The sequence below is a fragment of the Methylobacterium oryzisoli genome, assembly GCF_046557895.1.
Classification (GTDB): Bacteria; Pseudomonadota; Alphaproteobacteria; order Rhizobiales; family Beijerinckiaceae; genus Methylobacterium; species Methylobacterium oryzisoli.
In genome coordinates, this window is sequence record NZ_JBKIBX010000008.1 from 27,191 (window position 1) to 45,491 (window position 18,301).

The 18,301-nt window shown below is 72.6% G+C and carries 20 protein-coding genes; 8 read left to right on the forward strand and 12 right to left on the reverse strand.

What is annotated here, in order from left to right:
* Positions 1-108: 108 nt before the first annotated feature.
* Both ACKUB9_RS09955 and ACKUB9_RS09960 read right to left on the reverse strand, forming a co-directional pair.
* The gene (locus tag ACKUB9_RS09955; protein WP_407521571.1) at positions 109-1,062 is read right to left on the reverse strand and encodes a LysR family transcriptional regulator; all 954 of its coding nucleotides are present in this window, start codon (positions 1,060-1,062) and stop codon (positions 109-111) included.
* A gap of 140 nt (positions 1,063-1,202) precedes the next feature.
* On the reverse strand, positions 1,203-2,495 hold the full coding sequence (locus ACKUB9_RS09960) for an MFS transporter (protein ID WP_407521568.1): 1,293 nt from the start codon (positions 2,493-2,495) through the stop codon (positions 1,203-1,205).
* Positions 2,496-2,645: 150 nt separating this feature from the next.
* On the opposite strand from ACKUB9_RS09960, the gene argJ reads away from it, so the two are divergent.
* From argJ to ACKUB9_RS09975, 3 genes are read left to right on the forward strand one after another with little or no spacing between them, the layout of a single operon-like run.
* The gene (gene argJ / locus ACKUB9_RS09965; RefSeq protein WP_407521565.1) at positions 2,646-3,884 is read left to right on the forward strand and encodes a bifunctional glutamate N-acetyltransferase/amino-acid acetyltransferase ArgJ; all 1,239 of its coding nucleotides are present in this window, start codon (positions 2,646-2,648) and stop codon (positions 3,882-3,884) included.
* On the forward strand, positions 3,881-4,594 hold the full coding sequence (locus tag ACKUB9_RS09970; protein ID WP_407521563.1) for an SIMPL domain-containing protein: 714 nt from the start codon (positions 3,881-3,883) through the stop codon (positions 4,592-4,594). Before argJ ends, ACKUB9_RS09970 begins: the two co-directional genes overlap by 4 nt.
* A gap of 51 nt (positions 4,595-4,645) precedes the next feature.
* Positions 4,646-5,068, forward strand: coding sequence for a (deoxy)nucleoside triphosphate pyrophosphohydrolase (locus ACKUB9_RS09975; RefSeq protein ID WP_407521561.1), 423 nt, complete (start codon positions 4,646-4,648; stop codon positions 5,066-5,068).
* A 76-nt stretch (positions 5,069-5,144) separates the two neighbouring features.
* Here the strand turns inward: ACKUB9_RS09975 and ACKUB9_RS09980 are convergent, their stop codons facing one another.
* The gene (locus tag ACKUB9_RS09980) at positions 5,145-5,510 is read right to left on the reverse strand and encodes a DUF427 domain-containing protein (RefSeq protein ID WP_407521559.1); all 366 of its coding nucleotides are present in this window, start codon (positions 5,508-5,510) and stop codon (positions 5,145-5,147) included.
* On the reverse strand, positions 5,507-6,403 hold the full coding sequence (locus tag ACKUB9_RS09985) for a methyltransferase domain-containing protein (RefSeq protein ID WP_407521557.1): 897 nt from the start codon (positions 6,401-6,403) through the stop codon (positions 5,507-5,509). The genes ACKUB9_RS09980 and ACKUB9_RS09985 overlap by 4 nt, the downstream gene beginning before the upstream one ends.
* A gap of 180 nt (positions 6,404-6,583) precedes the next feature.
* On the opposite strand from ACKUB9_RS09985, the gene ACKUB9_RS09990 reads away from it, so the two are divergent.
* Positions 6,584-7,348 carry a ComF family protein gene (locus ACKUB9_RS09990; RefSeq protein ID WP_407521657.1) on the forward strand — a complete coding sequence of 255 codons (765 nt, stop codon included), beginning with the start codon at positions 6,584-6,586 and terminating at the stop codon, positions 7,346-7,348.
* A 98-nt stretch (positions 7,349-7,446) separates the two neighbouring features.
* On the opposite strand, the gene ACKUB9_RS09995 is transcribed toward ACKUB9_RS09990, so the two are convergent.
* Complete coding sequence (locus ACKUB9_RS09995; protein ID WP_407521555.1) at positions 7,447-8,040, reverse strand: histidine phosphatase family protein; 594 nt, start codon at positions 8,038-8,040, stop codon at positions 7,447-7,449.
* Between the two features lie 85 nt (positions 8,041-8,125).
* Between ACKUB9_RS09995 and ACKUB9_RS10000 the strand changes: the two genes are divergently transcribed.
* Entirely contained in the window at positions 8,126-9,076 is a 951-nt protein-coding gene (locus ACKUB9_RS10000) for a polyphosphate kinase 2 family protein (RefSeq protein ID WP_407521553.1), read from the forward strand.
* Here the strand turns inward: ACKUB9_RS10000 and ACKUB9_RS10005 are convergent.
* Positions 9,060-10,130, reverse strand: coding sequence for an acyltransferase family protein (locus ACKUB9_RS10005; protein ID WP_407521551.1), 1,071 nt, complete (start codon positions 10,128-10,130; stop codon positions 9,060-9,062). The two genes, ACKUB9_RS10000 and ACKUB9_RS10005, sit on opposite strands and share 17 nt — an antisense overlap.
* A 210-nt stretch (positions 10,131-10,340) precedes the next feature.
* Here ACKUB9_RS10005 and ACKUB9_RS10010 point away from each other — a divergent pair, with 210 nt between their 5' ends.
* Both ACKUB9_RS10010 and ACKUB9_RS10015 read left to right on the forward strand, forming a co-directional pair.
* Positions 10,341-11,099: an SDR family NAD(P)-dependent oxidoreductase gene (locus tag ACKUB9_RS10010; protein ID WP_407521549.1), complete on the forward strand. Its 759-nt coding sequence runs from the start codon at positions 10,341-10,343 to the stop codon at positions 11,097-11,099.
* A 52-nt stretch (positions 11,100-11,151) separates the two neighbouring features.
* Positions 11,152-12,033, forward strand: coding sequence for a beta-keto acid cleavage family enzyme (locus tag ACKUB9_RS10015; protein WP_407521547.1), 882 nt, complete (start codon positions 11,152-11,154; stop codon positions 12,031-12,033).
* A gap of 31 nt (positions 12,034-12,064) precedes the next feature.
* On the opposite strand, the gene ACKUB9_RS10020 is transcribed toward ACKUB9_RS10015, so the two are convergent.
* Positions 12,065-12,610, reverse strand: coding sequence for a TetR/AcrR family transcriptional regulator (locus ACKUB9_RS10020; RefSeq protein ID WP_407521545.1), 546 nt, complete (start codon positions 12,608-12,610; stop codon positions 12,065-12,067).
* Positions 12,611-12,772: 162 nt separating this feature from the next.
* On the opposite strand from ACKUB9_RS10020, the gene ACKUB9_RS10025 reads away from it, so the two are divergent.
* Entirely contained in the window at positions 12,773-13,360 is a 588-nt protein-coding gene (locus ACKUB9_RS10025; RefSeq protein WP_407521543.1) for a sugar O-acetyltransferase, read from the forward strand.
* Positions 13,361-13,458: 98 nt separating this feature from the next.
* Here ACKUB9_RS10025 and ACKUB9_RS10030 read toward each other — a convergent pair whose 3' ends face one another.
* The 5 genes from ACKUB9_RS10030 to ACKUB9_RS10050 all read right to left on the reverse strand — a co-directional run bounded on the left by ACKUB9_RS10030 (position 13,459) and on the right by ACKUB9_RS10050 (position 18,185).
* Entirely contained in the window at positions 13,459-13,950 is a 492-nt protein-coding gene (locus tag ACKUB9_RS10030; RefSeq protein ID WP_407521541.1) for a disulfide bond formation protein B, read from the reverse strand.
* Between the two features lie 8 nt (positions 13,951-13,958).
* Positions 13,959-14,540 (reverse strand): YqaA family protein, encoded by a 582-nt coding sequence (locus tag ACKUB9_RS10035; protein ID WP_407521539.1) that lies wholly within the window; start codon positions 14,538-14,540, stop codon positions 13,959-13,961.
* Between the two features lie 363 nt (positions 14,541-14,903).
* Positions 14,904-15,899, reverse strand: a complete 996-nt coding sequence (locus ACKUB9_RS10040; protein ID WP_407521537.1) for a branched-chain amino acid ABC transporter permease — start codon at positions 15,897-15,899, stop codon at positions 14,904-14,906.
* Between the two features lie 42 nt (positions 15,900-15,941).
* A complete protein-coding gene (locus tag ACKUB9_RS10045) occupies positions 15,942-16,829 on the reverse strand; it encodes a branched-chain amino acid ABC transporter permease (RefSeq protein WP_407521535.1) in 888 nt (295 codons plus the stop codon).
* Positions 16,830-16,979: 150 nt separating this feature from the next.
* Positions 16,980-18,185 carry an ABC transporter substrate-binding protein gene (locus ACKUB9_RS10050; RefSeq protein WP_407521533.1) on the reverse strand — a complete coding sequence of 402 codons (1,206 nt, stop codon included), beginning with the start codon at positions 18,183-18,185 and terminating at the stop codon, positions 16,980-16,982.
* Positions 18,186-18,301: the final 116 nt, after the last annotated feature.

The window sequence follows — 18,301 nt, forward strand, 5'->3', positions numbered from 1 at the left end:
GCGCGGGAATGCTGAGCCGCACGAGCGGCCGGCCGCGGCGCCGTGCGATCGACGCCGCGCTGTGGGGTTGCCGCAACAGGGGTGATCGGGGCGTGCGGCCCCGCGCCGTCAGGCCCTCAGGGCATAGACCGGCGCGGCGTCCGGCGCCTCGGGCGCGCCCGGCATCAGGCTGGCGCCGAGCTGGCGGGCGGCGAACTCGATGAAGGCGCGGGCCTTGGCGGGCATCAGGCGCGAGGTCGTGACGATCGAGACCGGGAGCGGCGGACCGCTCCATTCCGGCAGGACACGCACCAGGGCGCCGATCTTCAGGTCGGCCTCGGCGTCGAGGAGCGGCAGGAGCGCGAGGCCGCGCCCGTCGAGGGCGAAGCGCCGCGCGAGCGGCAGGCTGTTGGAGGACACGGCCGCGCTCACCGTGACGGCGCGCGTCTCGCCGCCGCGCGACAGCCGCCAGGAAACGTCGCACGCGGTCTGGCCCGCCACCACGGCGGCGTGCTGCGCGAGATCCTCCGGCTGGCCCGGCATCCCGTCGCGGGCGAGGCAGGCCGGCGCGCCGAACACGCCGGTGGCGAGGCACCCGACCCGCCGCGCGATCATCGAGGCCTCGCGCGGTTCGTCCGTGACCAGCGCGAGGTCGTAGCCCTCGGCCGCGAGGTCGGCCACAGAGGGCCGCAGGTCGAGATGGACCCGGACGTGCTCGTGCTCGCTCATGAAGTCCGCCACCACGGCGGGCAGGTGGTCGAGCGCCCAGCCCTCCGGCGGCGCGGCGATCCGCAGGAGGCCGCTCGGCCCCCGCGCCTGCGCGATCAGGTCGTCGAAGGTGCGCTGCGCTTCCTCGACGAGGCGGAGCGCCTGTTCGTAGAACGCCTCGCCGTAGGGAGTGAGCACGAGCTTGCGGGTGGTCCGGTCCAAGAGACGCAGGCCGATCGTCGCCTCGAACTGGGTGATGCGCCGGGAGAGGGACGAGATCGGCACGTCGAGGGCCGCCGCGGCTTGGCTGAAGCTCTTGCGCTTCGCCACCTCGACGAACAGGGCCATGTCGCGCAGCACTTGCGGATGAGCCAAGCCTTCCTCCGGAACAGCCGCGGACGCAGGGTCACGCTCACCGGAGATTGCCTCTCTAGGTGTGATTTTTCAACTCTAGATGCGGAAATTTCGTCAGATGGAACGGCATCTTGCCACGGATGGATTACAGTTTTCCACAATCATGCGTTGTTCTTGGGGTGGCGCGGCACTTGCCGCAGGATCAGGTGCGGACGGGCGGCCAGCAGCGTGCCGGCCGCGAAGGTCGCGGCGGCGAGCGTCGCCGTCCCGGCGAGCCCGATGAGCGGCCCGGCCGCGCCCGCAGCGGCCGCGCCCGAGACGCTTCCGAGGTTGAGCACCGCCATGTAGAGCTCGAACTGGGTCGCGGCGCTGCCGCTGCCGCGGCTGGCGCCCATCAGCGCGGGCACCAGCGCGACGACGAGGAGCGCCGGGGCAAGGCTCGCCAGGGCGAGGATCGCCGCCCCCGCGGCGTCCGCGCGCCCGGCCGCGATCAGCAGGGCGATCCCGCCGAAGGAGGCCGCGCAGGCGAGGAGCAGCCCCCGCAGCGCCGGCACCGGTCCCGCCCGGTCGGCCCAGAATCCCACCGCGAGGGCGCCGAGCGTCCCGGCGAGGAGGCCGAGGCCGGCCTGCGCGCGCGACAGGGCGCCGGACTCCCAGCCGATTTCTTGCACCAGGGCGACGCCGAGCCGGACCTCGAACAGGGCGAGGGTGAAGTCGATCGCGAAGCAGAGCGCGAGGAGCCGCAGGGACTGCGGCCGGCGCATCGCGGCGAGGAGCCGGCGCAGGAATCGCCCGAGGGGCCGGCGCCGGCCCGGCCCGCCCGAGACCCGGCGGGACGGCAGGATCAGCGCGTCGCCCGGCGCCTCGCGCACCGCCACGGCGAGCAGGCCCGCGAGCCCGCTCGCGGCGAGCAGGATGCGGACGCTCGCCGGGAAGCCGAGGGTGCCGAGCGACCACGAGAACAGCAGCGTGCCGGCCGCGGTGCCGAGCACGAATCCGGCGCGGCTGCAGGCGCTGGTGCGGCCGAGTTCGGCTGTCGGCACGTGGTCGAGGATCAGGCGGTCGGCGGCGGTGTCCATCAGGGCCGCGAAGGCGCTGTGCAGGCAGAAGACCGCACCCACGAGGCCGAGCGACCGCTCGTCCGGAATGAGCAGCAGCAGCGCCAGCGCGGCCTGCGCCCCGAGGAGCCCGGCGATCAGCCACGCGCGCCGCCGGCCGAGGCGGGAGGGCCCCGCCCGGTCGAGGAGCGGACCCCAGAGCAGCGGCTGCACCGCCCAGGGCAGGCCGGCGAGGGCGAAGTGCTGCCCGACCTCCCCGGCCGACATCCCCAGCCCCGCGTAGTGGTTGGCGAGCGCCGTGAGCGAGAAGCCGGCCACGAGGCCCTGGTAGGCATAGGCCGCCAGGAACGCGGCGTAGCGCCATGCGGGGCGCGCCAGGGTGGGGATCGCTGTCATCCGGGCTCCTCGTCGCACGCCATCCTGGCGGGACCGGGGCTCGCAACCTGGCAGGTCTCGCCGTCCTCGGCGCGGTTGACGCGGCGGCGCCCGGCGGGGCAACACCGCCGCGCCGACGGCGAGGATGTCGGCGGAATGCCGGAGCCCCGCATGTCCCACCCCGTCTCCCCGCTCGCGCCGCAGACCTTCCCCGACCTGCCGCCCATCGCGGGCGTCCGGCTGGCGACCGCCCAGGCGGGGATCCGCTACAAGGGCCGCACCGACGTCCTGTTCCTGCTGATGGAGCCCGGCACGCGCGCCGCCGGCGTGTTCACGCGCTCGAAATGCCCCTCGGCCGCGGTGGATTGGTGCCGCGAGCATCTGGCCGGGGGCGCGGCGCGGGCGCTCGTGGTCAATTCCGGTAACGCCAACGCCTTCACGGGCCTGAAGGGCCGCGAGGCGGTGGCCAGGACCGCCGCCATCGCCGCCCAGGCGGCGGGCTGCGCGGCCGAGGAGGTCTTCGTCGCCTCCACGGGCGTGATCGGCGAGCCGCTCGATGCCGGGAAGTTCGAGGGCGTGCTGGAGGATTGCGCCGGCCGGGCCGAATCCGGGGCCGCGCACTGGACCGAGGCCGCGCGCGCCATCATGACCACCGACACCTTCCCGAAGCTCGCCACGCGCCGCGCGCGGATCGGCGACACGGAGGTGACCCTCAACGGCATCGCCAAGGGCGCGGGCATGATCGCCCCCGACATGGCGACGATGCTCTCCTTCGTGTTCACCGACGCCGTGCTCGACGCGGCGGTGCTGCAGCACCTGCTCGGCCAGGGCACGCGGCGCAGCTTCAACTGCGTGACGATCGACGGCGACACCTCGACTTCAGACACGCTGATGCTGTTTGCCACCGCCAAGGCCGGCAACGCGCCGGTGGCGGACCCGGCCGACCCGCGTTTGGCGGCCTTCGCCGCCGCCCTCGATGACCTCCTGATCGAGCTGGCGCAGCTCGTCGCCCGCGATGGCGAGGGCGCGCGCAAGTTCGTGACCGTGGAGGCCGAAGGCGCGGTGGACGACGCCTCGGCGCACCGCATCGCCCTGTCGATCGCCAATTCCCCCCTGGTGAAGACCGCGGTGGCGGGCGAGGACGCCAATTGGGGCCGGGTGGTGATGGCGGTGGGCAAGGCCGGCGAGCCGGCCGACCGCGACCGCCTCGCGATCTGGTTCGGCGACGTGAGGGTCGCGGTCGAGGGCGCGCGCGATCCGGCCTACGACGAGGCCGCGGCGAGCGCCGTGATGCAGCGGCCCGAGGTGACGATCCGGGTCGATCTCGGCCTCGGCGCGGGCCGGGCGCGGGTGTGGACCTGCGACCTCACCAAGGCCTACGTCGAGATCAATGGGGATTACCGCTCGTGAGATGCCCCACCGTCCTCGCCCCCTTGGTCCTCGCCGCCTTCGCTCTCGCGGCGCTCGCTGCGCCGGCCGCGGCCGACGAGGGGCGCATCACGGTGATCGGGCGTGCCAGCATCGAGGCCGTGCCGGATTTCGCCACGGTGGAGATCGCCGTGGAGAGCCGCGGGCCGACCGCCGCAGCGGCCCTCGACCAGAACTCGACGGCGGCCCGCAAGGTGATCGCCTTCGCCAAGGAGTTCGACGCCGAGACCGCCACCACGGCCGTGATCCTGCAGCCGGTGACGCGCCCGGTGCGCGATGCGAGCCGCATGGGGCAGGAGGCTCCGGACGGCTACCGGGCCTTCAACGCCGTGCAGGTGCGCCTGAAGGCCCTCGGACGCCTCGGCGAGCTGATGCGCCGCAGCCTCGACGGGGGCGCGGACCGGATCGGCGGCGTGACGTTCGGGCTGCTCGATCCGACCAGGACCGAGGACGAGGCCCGCACGGCGGCCGTGAAGGACGCGATCCGCCAAGCCCAGGGCCTCGCCGAGGCGGCGGGCGTGCGGCTGGGCGCCGTCGAGCAGATCGTCTCGCCGGCGCGGACGGACGGGCCGGTCTATGCCGGCCGCGCCATGGCCGCGAAGGCGCGCGGGCCGAGCGTGCCGCTGGAGGCCGGCACCGTGACGGTGGAGGCGGCCGTGGAGGCGACGTGGCGCATCGCGGGCGCGCCCTGAGCGGCCCGCCCGCCGCTTCCCAAACGCGCCGCGCCGCGCTAACCGCCCCGCATGGCCGATCCCGCCCCGCTCAAGCTCCTCCTCGTCGTCGCCGTCGCGCTCGTGGATGCGGACGGGCGGGTGCTGCTGGCGCAGCGTCCGCCCGGCAAGACGCTCGCCGGCCTGTGGGAGTTTCCCGGCGGCAAGATCGAACCGGGCGAGCGGCCCGAGGAGACGCTGATCCGCGAACTCGCGGAGGAACTCGGCATCGCCGTGAAGGAGGCCTGCCTCGCCCCCCTCACCTTCGCGAGCCACGCCTACGAGAGCTTCCACCTGCTGATGCCGCTCTACATCTGCCGGCGCTGGGAGGGGTTCGTGCAGGCCCGCGAGGGGCAGGCGCTGAAATGGGTGCGCCCGCGCGACCTCGCCGCCTACCCGATGCCGCCCGCCGATCGGCCGCTGCTGCCGGCCCTGGTCGATCTTTTGGGTCCTTGAGTCTTCCGGGACGCTGAGCGCCATCGCCCGCGTCACCCCGCCCGGGCCTCGCGTCCTTCTGCGCGCCGGTGCAGGCTCAGTCCGTGAACTCCTCGATCGCGTCGACCTTGTTCGGGTAGAAGGCGATGTGGTCCTTGATCTGGGCCACCGCCGGATAGGGCGCCTCGTAGCTCCACACCGCGTTCGGCCGCTCCACGCCCCCCGCCGTGAGCGCATAGTAGCTCGCATCACCCTTGTAGGGGCAGTGCGTGACGTGGCTCGTGCGCTCGTAGAGGTCCCAGGCGGCGTCCTCGCGCGGGATGTACTGCACGGGCGGCAGCCCGGCCTCCGCGAGCGTCAGGGCCCGGGTGGTCTCGGCGACGATGACCCCGCCGAGCATCACGCGGATGCGGTGCGGGTTCGGCGTGATGGTGATCGGGTGGTCGGGGCCGGGTTCCTTCATGTCGAACTCCTGTGCTCGGTGGTGCCCAGCGCGTCGGCGAGGCGCATCTTGGCGCTGCCGGGCCGCAGCGGCTTCTGCTGGCTCTCGTGCGGCACCCAGCCCGAGAGCCAGATCACCTCGAAGGTGGCGCGCACGCGCCCGTCGGGATCGGCGAAGCGCGCCGCGTAGAGGGCGGCGGCCCGCATCAGGGTGGCACGGCGCAGCGTCCCGCGCCGCTCGCGCAGCGCGTTGGTGAGCCCCATCGCCCGCAGGTCGCGCATCAGCCCGAACGGGTCGGCGTAGCGCACCGGCAGGGTCTCGCTGTCGGCGACCGGCAGGGCGAAGCCGGCCCGTTGGAGCAGGCCGCCGAGGTCGCGCACCTCCGCGAAGGGGGCGACGCGGGGGCTCACGCCGCCCTCGACCTCGCTCTCGGCCTCGGCGAAGACCTGCCGCAACTCGGTGAGCGTGCGCCCGCCCAGCAGGCAGCCGATAAAAAGCCCGTCCGGCTTCAGCGCCCGCCGGATCTGGATCAGGGCGCCCGGCAGGTCGTTGGCGTGCTGGAGCGACAGCAGGGACACCGCGAGGTCGAACCGCTCCTCGCCGAAGGGCAGCGCCTCGGGGTCGCCGACCGCGAGCGCGACGCCCGCCTGCGGCGCCTCCGTCAAGGGCGCCTCGGCTATGGGCGCGAGGCGCACCACCGCATCCGCCCGGCCGCTCGCGCGGAGCCACGCGGCGGCGGCCGGGACCGGCGTGCCGCAGTCGAGCGCCAGGGGGAAGCGGCGCAGCACGGTGCCCATCCGCTCGCCGAGATCGTCGAGCGCCCGCGCGACCAAAAAGTCCGCGAAGCCGAGGCGGTGCGCCCGCGCGAGGCGCCGCCGGATCAGCCCGGCATCGAAGAGGGACGGCATGGACATCGCCGGTAGATGGCGCGATGGCGCCCGCCGCGCCAGTGCGGCGGATCCGGACGGCGACCGTGCCGCGCCGGATCCGGTTGCGGGCCGCCGGTCCGGCGCTAGGCTGGCCCGGTTGACGCAAGGAGAGGACGGCGCGTGGACGAGACTTCCAGCCCGGTCCGGCCCGACCCGGCGCGCCTCCTGCGCCTGCTCGCTTCGGTGCCGGGGCTCGCGGGGCGCGGCCTCGTCGGCCTGATCTATCCCCCCGTCTGCATCGCCTGCGAGGGCGCCACGGGCACGCCGCACGCCCTCTGCCCCGCCTGCTGGAGCGGCATGCGCTTCATCGAGCGGCCCTTCTGCGAGCGGCTGGGAACCCCCTTCGCGGTCGATCTCGGCGTGCCGGGACTTCTGTCCCCGGCCGCGCTGGCGGACCCGCCGGTCTTCGGGCGGGCGCGGGCGGTGGCGCGCTACGACGACACCGCCCGGCGCCTCGTCCACCGGCTGAAATACGAGGACCGCCTGGATCTCGCCGGGCCGATGGGCCGGATGATGGCGCGGGCCGGCCGCGATCTCCTCGCCGAGGCTGACGTGGTGGTGCCGGTGCCGCTCTGGCGCTGGCGGTTGTGGCAGCGGCGCTTCAACCAAGCCGCCCTGCTCGCCCGCCACGCGGCGCGCGGCAGCGGCGTGCCGGTGGAGCCGGGGCTGCTCGCCCGCGTGCGGCGCACCCGGCCGCAGGTCGGCCTCAGCCGGGCCGGCCGGGCCGAGAACCTTCAGGGCGCGCTGCGGGTGCCGCCGGCCGCGAAGGCGCGGCTCCAGGGCCGGCGGGTGCTGCTCGTCGACGACGTGACGACCACCGGCGCCACCGCCAACGCCGCCGCCCGCGCGCTCCTGCGCGGCGGGGCGGCGGCGGTCGACGTGCTCACCTTCGCGTGCGTGGTGAACGACGGGCTCGGGCCGGCCGCCTGAGCATCATCCGCCGCATCGGGGACCGCTTCGGCGGCGAAGAGGGTGCGGGAACGAGAGCCTCCGCAGACCGGCCTGGGACCAATCTGCGGCGCCGCCGCTCACACCCAGCGGCGCCCGGCCGTGTCGAGCACCAGCACCCGGCCCTGCCAGATGTCCAGGTGCGCCGCCTCGGCGGGCGTCGCGTGGCCGAGGGCCACCAGGATCGCCCGCGCGACGCCGCCATGCGCCACCATCACGGTGGGGCCGGCCAGGGCGTCGAGCACGGGCCGGACCCGCTCGACCAGCATCGCGTAGCTCTCGGCGCCCGCACCGGGCGGGCAATAGCCCCAGCGGTCGCGGTCGCGCGCGGCGGCGCGCCCCGGATCGGCGCGACGGATCTCGCGCCACGTCAGCCCCTCCCAGGTGCCAAAGCCGATCTCCCGCAGGCGCGGCTCCAGCGCGTAGGCGGCGGGATCGAGGCCGAGCGCGGCGCGCAGGCCTTCCATGGTCCGGCGGGTGCGGGTGAGCGGGCTCGCCACGTATACGGGCCGGTCCGCCTCGCCGGCCAGGATCCCGGCGAGGCGCCGCCCCGCCTCCTCGGCCTGCGCGACGCCCTTGGCGTTGAGCGGCGTGTCCTGCTGCCCCTGCAGCCGGCCTTCGGCGTTCCAGTCGGTCTCGCCGTGGCGGACGAGGTAGAGCGGGGAGCGGGTCATCGGCAGGGCGGCACGGAACGGGGGTCGAACGGCTCCGTTATCGCTGGCATTTCCCGCTCCTCCCCAAGACTGTCCCGCTCTCCCGATGTCGAAGAAGACGAAGTCTGACAAGCCGCATCACGACGGTCACCCGCGGCCCTCCTCGGCCAGCTGGGCCGCCGAGGCCGGCGGCTTCGCCGCGACGAGCCCCGGTTCGCTCGCGGCCCACGTGCCGGTCCGGCCCGACCCCTGCCCGGGCATCGTCGTGAGCCGGCCGGGCCGGCCCGTCGATCTCGCGGCGGTCGATCCCGACGGGCCGCCCGATTCGGACGGGAAGGCCGCCGCCGAGACGGCGCTCGCCGCGGAGCGGGCGCGCATCGTCGATCTCCAGGAACGGCTCTACGCCGAGCACCGGCGCAGCCTGCTGGTGGTGTTCCAGGCGATCGACACCGGCGGCAAGGACGGCACCATCCGCCATGTTTTCGAGGGCGTGAACCCGCAGGGCTGCCAGGTGTGGTCGTTCAAGACCCCCTCGACGGAAGAACTCGATCACGACTTCCTCTGGCGCTACCACCAGCACACGCCGGCGCGCGGCATGATCGGCGTGTTCAACCGCAGCCACTACGAGGACGTGCTGATCGTCCGGGTGAAGAACCTCGTGCCGGAGGCGGATTGGCGGCTGCGCTACGACGTCATCAACGATTTCGAGCGGCTGCTGACGCTGTCCGGCACCACGGTGCTGAAGTTCTTCCTGCACATCTCCCGCGACGAGCAGAAGAAGCGGCTGGAGAGCCGGCTCGCCGACCCGCACAAGCGCTGGAAGTTCGACCCGGCCGACCTCGTGGAGCGCCGCGCCTGGGACACCTATCAGGCCGCCTTTCAGGACGCGCTGACGCGCTGCGCCACCGACCACGCGCCCTGGTACATCGTGCCGGCCAACCGCAAGTGGTTCCGCAACCTGCTCGTCGCCCGCACCATCGCCGACACGCTGGAGGCGATGGATCCGCGCTTCCCCGCGCCGCCCGAGGGGCTGGACGATCTCACGGTGCCGGATTGACGGTCGGCCGGGCGGGCCGCAGGCCGCGCCGCATGGCGGGCTCCTCGACCACGAGCCAGCTCGCGATGCCGAAAAGCCCCGCGAGGCCGAGCGCGATCAGGGTCACCGACCAGGGCGACAGGCCCGGCGCGTACAGGACCAGCTGGTTCTGGATCGGCCACGCGTAGAGGTAGAGGCCGTAGGACGGGTCGAGCCGGTTCGCCGCGAGGCTCGCCGCGCCCGGCGGCACCGCGAAGGCGAACCAGAAGACGAGGTAGCCGCCCAGCACCACGAAGGCTGGCTCGGCGAGCGGCGCGCTGAACAGGAGCGGCACGAGGAGCGCGGCCGCGAGCGCCGCCCCGCGCCCCGAATAGGCGATGCGGTGGCGCCAGAGGTAGAACGCCCCGCCGCAGCAGAAGACGGCCGCGAAGCGGATCATGCTGGCGAGCCGGAACCCCGCCTTGTCGGAAAACCCCAGCGCCGGGATCTGGCCGCGCAGGGCGTAGAGGAGGCAGAGGCCGGCGAGCAGCGCGAGGAAGACCCGCGGTCGCCGCAGCACGCCGAGGATGCCCAGGAGAAGGACGAGGAGGTAGCAGCCGAACTCGTAGGAGATCGTCCACATCGAGCCGTTCAGCAGCGGATAGGGCAGCCCCGCGAAGGCACCCGGCACGTCGGGCGGTGCGAGGAGCGCCATGCGGCCCAGCGCCTTCAGCCACGCCGCGGGCGTGACGACCCCGCCCGCGAGCGGGGCCACGACGGCGACGCAGACCAGGGAGGCGACGAGGAAGCCCGGATAGATCCGCAGGATGCGCCGCGCCAGATACGCACCGGGCGAGACCGCGCCGAGGTAGCTGCGGGTGATGAGGTAGCCGCTGATGAGGAAGAATCCGTCCACCGCCACCTCGCCGAAGGAGACGGTGCCGAAGACCCGGGTGAGGATCTCGCGGGAGCGGTTGCCGTCGATCAGTTCCGGCGAATGGGCCACCACCACCAGGGCGGCGAACAGCAGGCGCAGGAGGCCGAGGTTGTTGGCGCGGTGGGACGCGGCCTCCTCGGGCCGCCGGGTCACGATCATGTCTGCCGTCTCGGAGCGGGCCGGCGCGGCCACGCTCAAGGATCGGGACCCTAGAGGGGTTTCCCGGTGGTGTCCGGCAGAATTCCGGGTCAAACCGGCGGAAGCGCGGCGGCGTGGCCGTAGGGACGCGAAGGCCCCGTGCGGGCTGGACAGGCCGCCCGACGCCTGCCATCGTGGCGCGAAACATCATTTCGCAGGGCGGAAACGCGCATGATCAGTGCGGATCTTCGGGGACGCTGCGTCCTCGTGACGGGCGGGGCGTCGGGCATCGGGCTCGCTGCCGTCACGCTGTTTGCCCGCTGCGGCGCGGCGGTGGCGCTCAACCACCTGCCGGAGGATCCGCGCGGGCCGGAGGCCGTGGAGCGGCTCAAGGGCGATGGCCTCTCGGTCGTCGGCATCCCCGGCAACGTGGCGGTGCCCGGCGAGGCCGAGGCGATGGTGGCCCGCGCGGTCGAGGCGCTGGGCGGGCTCGACGTGCTGCTCAACAACGCCGGCACGCCGGCCTCCAGCCAGCCGATCGACTTCACCGACCTCGACGCGATGACCGAAGAGTTCTGGCAGACGATCCTGACCACGAACCTGATCGGTCCCTATCGCTGCGCGCGGGCGGCGGCGCCGCACCTGAAGACGCGGCGGGGCTGCATCGTGAACACAGCCTCGATCGCGGGGCTGGGGCGGCGCGGCTCCAGCATCGCCTACTCGGCCGGCAAGGCCGGGCTCGTCAACCTCACCCGCAGCCTCGCCCGGGCGCTCGCCCCGGAGGTGCGGGTCAACGCCGTCGCTCCCGGCCTCGTGGAGACGCCCTGGACGCAGGGCTGGCCCGAGGCGCGCAAGGCGACGACGCTCTCGCGCACCCTGCTCGCCCGCCTCGCCAAGCCCGAGGACATCGCCGAGACGATGCTCTTCCTCGCGGCCGGTGCCGCCTACATTACCGGCGAGACGATCGTGGTGGATGGCGGCCACGACTGAGGCGGTCGCGGAGCCTCCGGGCTCCCGTCCACGGACCCACGAGGAGCACCGCATGTCCCGCAAGACCGTCATCACCTGCGCGCTGACCGGCTCCTTCGACACGCCGTCGAAGAACCCGGCGGTGCCGGTGAGCCCGGAGGCGATCGCGCGATCGGCGATCGAGGCGGCGCAGGCCGGAGCGGCGGTGGTGCACATCCACGTGCGCGACCCGAAGACGGCCAAGCCCAGCATGGACCTCGCCCTCTACCGCGAGGTGGTGGAGCGGATCCGCGAGCGTGACGGCGACGTGATCCTGAACCTCACCACGGGCGCGGGCGGGCGCTACGTGCCGGGCGAGCCCGATCCGGCCCAGGCCGGCCCCGGTACCAGCCTCGCCTCCCCGGAGGTGCGCACGCGGCACGTCACGGCCCTGCGGCCGGAGATCTGCACGCTCGACGTGGCGACGATGAATTTCGGCGAGCACACCTTCCTCAACACGCCCGCGCACCTGCGCGCCATGGCGGCCCGCATCGCGGAGGCCGGCACGCGCCCGGAGATCGAGGTTTTTGACCTCGGCCAGATCGAACTCGCCAAGCACCTGATCGCGGAGGGACACCTCGCCCGCCCGCCGCTGTTCCAGCTCTGCCTCGGCATCCCGTGGGGGGCGCCGGCCACGCCCGAGACGCTGCTGCAGATGCGCGACCGGCTGCCGCCGGACGCGGTGTGGTCGGCCTTCGGCATCTCGCGGGCCGAATTCCCGATGGTGGCGCTGGCCGCCACGGCCGGCGGCCACGTGCGGGTGGGCCTGGAGGACAACCTCTATCTGTCGCGCGGGCAGCTCGCGCCGAGCAACGCGGCGCTGGTGGAGAAGGCCGCGACGCTGCTCTCGCTCCTCGACTGCGCCCCCGCCACGCCGGCCGAGGCCCGCGCCCTGTTCGGGCTCGCCCCGCGCTGACGCTCAGGGTCCGGCGGGCGTCCCGCCTCTTCTAGGGGATCAGGCGCGCGACGACCGCGCGCACGTGGGCGCGATCCATCGGCTCCGGATCGACCGACCGATGGATCGAGAGGCCCTCGATCAGGGCATCCAGCACCTTGGCGGTGTCGGGCGCGAAATGCTGCCGGAGCGCCGCCCGGCTCTTCTCCATCCAGTCCTGCATGACCCGCCGCAGCGGCGGATTGCGGGCCGCGAACGCGTAGAGTTCGTAGCTCAGCAGCATGGTGCGGGGCGTGGCCCAGCTCTCGTCCACGATGAGGTCGACCACGGCCTCGCAGGCCTCGTCCGGGGTCGCGGCGGCGGCCAGCCGCTCGGTGAACCGCGCCGACACGGTGTCGGCGAGCAGCGTGAACGCCTCGGTCAGCACCTCGTCCAGGCCCGCGAAGTGGTAGGTCATCGAGCCGAGCGGCACGTCGGCCGCCGCCGCGATCCGGCGGTGCGTCGCGCCGGCGACGCCGTGCTGGGCGATGACGTCGAGGACCGCCCGCAGGATGCGGGCGCGGCGGTCCGGATCGTAGCGGCGCGGGGACGTGGGCACGCGATCCTCCTGAGGGCGGCGAACCCCGCCGCCCGGCGGCGGTTGGCATTCTGGGACGATGCGTACATATGTACGCATCGCCGGGAGGGCATGGAAGCGCCTCCCTGAGGCGCGGTGGGCGTGAGCCCCCCACCGGCCCGGCTCCGAGGATGGGGAATGCCGATGCGCAGCGAACGCGAGAAGATGCTGGCGGGCGAGCTCTACGACGCGCTCGATCCCGAGCTGGTGGCGGACCGCTACCGGGTCCGGGACCTGTGCCTGAGGCTCAACGCCACGCGCGACGAGGAGGAGGCGCTGCGCCGCGACCTGTGCAAGCAGATCTTCGGCAAGGGCGGCGATACGGTCTGGATGCAGCCGCCGTTCTTCTGCGATTACGGCTCGAACATCGAGCTGGGCGAGCGCGTCTACTTCAATTTCAACTGCGTGGTGCTCGACGTGTGCCGGGTGCGGATCGGCGATTTCACGCTGTTCGGCCCGGCCGTGCAGATCCTGACGCCGCTGCACCCGTTCGACGCCGCCCTGCGCCGCAAGCAGGAGAACGGCAAGCCGGTCGACATCGGCTCGGACGTGTGGGTGGGCGGCGGCGCCCTGATCCTGCCGGGCGTGAGCATCGGGTCGCGCACCGTCATCGGCGCGGGCAGCGTGGTCACGCGCGACGTGCCGGAGGGGGTTTTCGCGGCCGGGAATCCCTGCCGCGTCATCCGCGAGATCGGCGAGGACGAGCGGCAATCCTACGCCTCCGCGCCCTGAGGGCGAGACCGTCCGGCCCACCCGAACGCGGAGCGGATGGGCCGATCTGCCGGGAGGGCGCCGTCGTCGACGGCTCCCGAGCCCCGGCTCTGGTGGTCTTAGGCGCGCCCGCCCCGCACTGCCGCAATGCCCGCGAGTCCGGCGAGCGCCAGCGAGATCAGCACGTTCCAGCCCGCCAGCGACAGGCCGAGGAAGCGCCACGCGGCCTCGGTGCAGCTCACCACGCGGGTCTGTTCGAGGGTCTTGAGGAAGTCCTTGACGTCGGCGGGACCGGCGCCCGCGCCGCCGCCGCAATCGCTCGGTCCGGGCCAGAAACCCCACTCCGCGCCCGCGTGGTAGGCCCCGAGGCCCGCGCTGGCGAGGAACAGCAGCGCCAGCCCGGCCAGCACCCAGCGGGCGAGGCCGCGGGGCAGCAGCGCCGCTGCCGCCGCGAGCGGCAGCGCGAGGTAGTAGGGCTGGCGCTGCTCCAGGCAGAGCTTGCACGGCACGTAGCCGAACCCGTGCTGGAAGATCAGCGCGCCGCCCAGCGTGGCGGCGGCGGCGAGGAGCACGAGGAGCGCCGCCGGGCGCGGCGCGGTGAGCGCGGTCATCGAACGCCTCAGAGCAGGTAGCGGAACCCGACGAAGCCGAGCACCACCACCGCCGCAAAGCCTCCCGCGACCGCGTTCAGGTGCCGGTCGAGCACCGTGCGGATGCCGACGCCGTAGCGGTTCACGAGGCCGGCCAGAGCGTAGAACCGCGCGCCGCGCGTGACCAGCGACAGGAGCGTGAACCACAGGAGGTCGTAGCCCGCGAAGCCCGACGTGATGGTGACGAGCTTGTAGGGGATCGGCGTGAGGCCCTTCAGCAGGATCACCCAGTGGCCGTACTGGGCGTAGGATTCGCGAAAGGCCTCAGCCTTGGCCGAGAGCCCGTAGAGGCTGAACAGCCAGACCCCGACCGAATCGTAGAGCAGCGCGCCGATGGCGTAGCCGAGCAGGCCGCCCGCCACCGAGGTCAGCGTCGCCACGAGGGCGTAGCGCCACGCCCGCTCGGGCCGGCTCACCACCATCGGCACCAGCATCACGTCGGGCGGGATGGGGAAGAACGAACTCTCCGAGAAGGAGACCGCGCCGAGCGCGTAGGGGGCCGTGGGCCGCGCGGAGAGCGCGAGGATCCACTCGTAGAGGCGACGGAGCATCGATGCGGTTGCCTGCGTGTGTGGGAGTGCGGTCGCGCCCTCTCAACACAGGATTGCGGCAGGGACGAGGGCGCCCGGGGCCCGCACCCTGCCGGCGAGGCAGGGCACGGGTCCGCGGGCGTGCAGTCTGGCGCAAGGAGGCGCCGCGCCGGCCGGTTCTTCCGGGGGAGCGGGGCCGCCCCGCGGGGGCAGGCCCCTCCCCGGCCCGCGGGCGGTCCCGGTGGCCGGGACCGCGCCTCATACCAACGGCCCAGGATGCTGACGCATCGGGCCGTTGAGTTATCTCGAATTTTCGACATCAAGCCAAGGGCTTGACGAAAATTCGAGAGCGGAACCAACGGTCATTTCCAATGACCGTTGGTATCAGAGCGGCTTCTTCAGCAGCCGGGCGAAGAGCCCGACGATGCCCTCGCGGAACAGCAGCACGCAGACGACGAACACCACGCCCTGGATGATCGTCACCCAGGCGCCGAACTGCGCGAGGTAGTTCTCCATCGCGATGATCACGAAGGAGCCGAGGATCGGCCCGAACACCGTGCCCATGCCGCCCACCAGCGTCATCAGCACCACCTCGCCCGACATCGACCAGTGCACGTCGGTGAGCGAGGCGAGCTGGAACACGATCGCCTTGGTGGCGCCGGCCACGCCCGCGAGCGTGGTCGAGAGCACGAACACCGCGAGCTTGTACTGGTTGGCCCGGTAGCCGAGCGAGATCGCGCGCGGCTCGTTGTCCCGGATCGCCTTCAGCACCTGGCCGAACGGCGAGTGGATGATGCGGTAGATCAGCAGCAGGCCGGCGAAGAAGATCAGCGCCACGAGCGCGTAGAGCACCCGGTCGTCCGCGAGGCTGATGACGCCGAACAGGTGGCCGCGCGGCACCGCCTGGATGCCGTCCTCGCCGCCGGTGAACTTCGCCTGCAGCGAGAAGAAGAACACCATCTGGGCGAGCGCCAGGGTGATCATCGAGAAGTAGATGCCCTGGCGCCGGATGGCGAGCGCCCCGAACACGAGGCCGAGCAGGGCCGCGGTCAGCGTGCCGGCGAGGATCGCCAGTTCCGGGGTGAGGCCCCAGTGCTTGGCGCCGTAGGCCGAGACGTAGCTCGCCATGCCGAAATAGGCGGCGTGGCCGAAGCTGAGGAGTCCGCCGTAGCCGAGCAGAAGGTTGAAGGCCAGCGCGAACAGCGCGAAGCACAGAACCTTCATCAGGAACACGGGGTAGAGGACCAGCGGCAGGACCGCGAGCGCGACCGCGATGCCGATGAAGACCATGCGGTGGAACGCCTTGGCGTCCTTGCCCTCCGGCAGGGCGGGGGCGATCGGGGTGGCGTCGTCGGACGCCGTGGCGGCGGAATGGGCCATCTCAGGCGGTCCTCGCGGAGGCGGAGAGCGGAAGGGCGGACATCAGGCGGTGCGTCCGAACAGGCCGGCGGGCTTCACCAGAAGCACCAGCACCATGATGACGAAGATCACGGTCGAGGAGGCTTCCGGGTAGAAGACCTTGGTGAGGCCCTCGATGAGGCCGAGGGTGAAGCCGGTGATGATGGAGCCGAGGATCGAGCCCATCCCGCCGATCACTACCACGGCGAAGACCACGATGATGATGTCGGCGCCCATGTTGGGGTTCACCGAGTAGACGGGGGCGGCGAGCACGCCCGCGAAGGCGGCGAGCGCCACGCCGAAGCCGTAGGTGAGTGTCAGGAGCAGCGGCACGTTCACGCCGAAGGCCTGGACCAGCGTCGGGTTCTCGGTGGCGGCGCGCAGATAGGCGCCGAGCTTGGTCTTCTCGATGATCAGCCAGGTGGCGAGGCAGACGATCAGCGAGGCGACCACGACCCAGCCGCGGTAGTTCGGCAGGAACATGAAGGGCAGGCGCTGGCCGCCCGAGAGTTCGGACGGGATCGCGTAGGGCAGCCCCGAGACGCCGTACTCGTTGCGAAACAGGCCCTGGATGATCAGCGCCAGACCGAAGGTGAGCAGCAGGCCGTAGAGGTGATCGAGCTTGTAGAGCCGGGCGATCAGCACCCGCTCCATGATCACGCCGAACAGGCCGACCGCGAGCGGCGCGAGGAGCAGCGCCCACCAGTAGCCGATGCCGGCGTAGTTGAGCAGCATCCAGGCCACGAACGCGCCCATCATGTACTGGGCGCCGTGCGTGAAGTTGATGATGTTCAGGAGGCCGAAGATGATCGCGAGGCCGAGCGACAGGATCGCGTAGAACGAGCCGTTGATGAGTCCGAGCAGGAGTTGCCCGAACAGCGCCTGCATGGGAACGCCGAAGATCATGGTCATGGCTGGTCAGCGACTCGTGCGGGGGGAAGGCCGGGGCAGGCGTCCCGGCGGTATCATAACAGGGCTCGCGGGCCGCGGCACCGGAGCCCTGCGCCGTCGCGGGGTGCCGGCGCGGAGGGTGGCCGCGCCGGCGCCCGGGTCAGCTCTTGGTCAGCTCTTGCCGACGAGGGGGCAGCCGCCCTCGCTCATCGGCCGGAACGCCTCGTCGCCGGGAATGGTCGCCAGGGTCTTGTAGAGGTCCCACGGGTCCTTCGACTCGGCCGGCTTCTTGACCTCGAACAGGTACATGTCGTGGATCTTGCGCCCGTCCGGCCGGATCGTGCCCTTACCGAACAGCGGGTCGTCGGTGGGCAGGTCCTTCATCTTGGCGACCACCTGACCGCCGTCCTTGGCCGATTTCATCGCCTCGACGGCCTTCAGGTAGTGGATCACGCTACCGTAGACGCCGGCCTGCACGGCGGTCGGCTTCTTGCCGTTGAAGGTCTTGGCGAAGCGGTCGGAGAAGGAGCGCGTGGCGTCGTTGAGGTCCCAGTAGAAGGGCTCGGTGAGCACCAGCCCCTGCGCCACCTTCGGGGTGAGCGAGTGCACGTCGGAGGAGAAGACGAGGAGGCCCGCGATGGCCTGGCCGCCCTCGGTGATGCCGAACTCCGCCGCCTGCTTGATGGCGTTGATGGTGTCGCCTCCGGCATTCGCCAGCCCGATCACCTTGGCGCCCGACCCCTGCGCCTGGAGCAGGAAGGACGAGAAGTCGGCGGTGGGGAACGGCGTCTTGACCGAGCCCACCACCTTGCCGCCGTTCTTGGTCACGACCGCGGTGGTGTCGCGCTGCAGCGCCTGCCCGAAGGCGTAGTCGGCGGTGAGGAAGAACCACGTGTTGCCGCCGCGCTTGACCATGGCGCCGCCGGTGCCGTTGGCGAGCGCCACCGTGTCGTAGGTCCAGTGCACGGTGTTGGGCGAGCATTGCGCGCCGGTGAGATCGGCCGTGCCGGCCCCGGAATTGACGAAGGCCTTGTTCTTCTCGCGCGTCACCTGGCTGATCGCCAGCGCCACCGAGGAGGTGGGCACGTCGAAGATCGCGTCCACGCCGTCGCGGTCGTACCACTGGCGGGCGAGCGAGGCGCCGACATCCGGCTTGTTCTGGTGGTCGGCGGAGACGATCTCGACCTTGAGGCCCTTGTCGGCGGCCTTGAAATCCTCCACCGCCATGCGGGCGGCCACCACCGAGCCCTCGCCCGAGATGTCGGCGTAGACGCCCGAGCGGTCGTTCAGGACGCCGATCTTCACCGGCGTCTGCGCCTGGGCCGCGGCCGTCATCAGGGCGCCGGCCGCACCGGCGAGCAGCAGTCGCTTCAGCATCGCAATCCTCCTCCTGTGGCGGAGCCCGCACCAGGCGCCGCGCTTCGTTGTTGGCCTCGACCCGGAACGGCCCGGGCCGGCGGATCCCTCGGCGGAGGGCCCCCGGGGCCGACTCC

Bases quoted from the DNA above. Each gene is read 5' to 3' on its own strand.
- ACKUB9_RS09980 (WP_407521559.1), bottom strand. From the start codon at position 5,510: ATGAAGGAACCCGGCCCCGACCACCCGATCACCATCACGCCGAACCCG.
- ACKUB9_RS09975 (WP_407521561.1), top strand. From the start codon at position 4,646: ATGGCCGATCCCGCCCCGCTCAAGCTCCTCCTCGTCGTCGCCGTCGCG.
- ACKUB9_RS10010 (WP_407521549.1), top strand. From the start codon at position 10,341: ATGATCAGTGCGGATCTTCGGGGACGCTGCGTCCTCGTGACGGGCGGG.
- ACKUB9_RS10025 (WP_407521543.1), top strand. From the start codon at position 12,773: ATGCGCAGCGAACGCGAGAAGATGCTGGCGGGCGAGCTCTACGACGCG.
- ACKUB9_RS09960 (WP_407521568.1), bottom strand. From the start codon at position 2,495: ATGACAGCGATCCCCACCCTGGCGCGCCCCGCATGGCGCTACGCCGCG.
- ACKUB9_RS10030 (WP_407521541.1), bottom strand. From the start codon at position 13,950: ATGACCGCGCTCACCGCGCCGCGCCCGGCGGCGCTCCTCGTGCTCCTC.
- ACKUB9_RS10015 (WP_407521547.1), top strand. From the start codon at position 11,152: ATGTCCCGCAAGACCGTCATCACCTGCGCGCTGACCGGCTCCTTCGAC.
- ACKUB9_RS10035 (WP_407521539.1), bottom strand. From the start codon at position 14,540: ATGCTCCGTCGCCTCTACGAGTGGATCCTCGCGCTCTCCGCGCGGCCC.
- ACKUB9_RS10005 (WP_407521551.1), bottom strand. From the start codon at position 10,130: ATGATCGTGACCCGGCGGCCCGAGGAGGCCGCGTCCCACCGCGCCAAC.
- ACKUB9_RS10050 (WP_407521533.1), bottom strand. From the start codon at position 18,185: ATGCTGAAGCGACTGCTGCTCGCCGGTGCGGCCGGCGCCCTGATGACG.
- ACKUB9_RS09985 (WP_407521557.1), bottom strand. From the start codon at position 6,403: ATGTCCATGCCGTCCCTCTTCGATGCCGGGCTGATCCGGCGGCGCCTC.
- argJ (WP_407521565.1), top strand. From the start codon at position 2,646: ATGTCCCACCCCGTCTCCCCGCTCGCGCCGCAGACCTTCCCCGACCTG.
- ACKUB9_RS10040 (WP_407521537.1), bottom strand. From the start codon at position 15,899: ATGGCCCATTCCGCCGCCACGGCGTCCGACGACGCCACCCCGATCGCC.
- ACKUB9_RS09995 (WP_407521555.1), bottom strand. From the start codon at position 8,040: ATGACCCGCTCCCCGCTCTACCTCGTCCGCCACGGCGAGACCGACTGG.
- ACKUB9_RS10000 (WP_407521553.1), top strand. From the start codon at position 8,126: ATGTCGAAGAAGACGAAGTCTGACAAGCCGCATCACGACGGTCACCCG.
- ACKUB9_RS10045 (WP_407521535.1), bottom strand. From the start codon at position 16,829: ATGACCATGATCTTCGGCGTTCCCATGCAGGCGCTGTTCGGGCAACTC.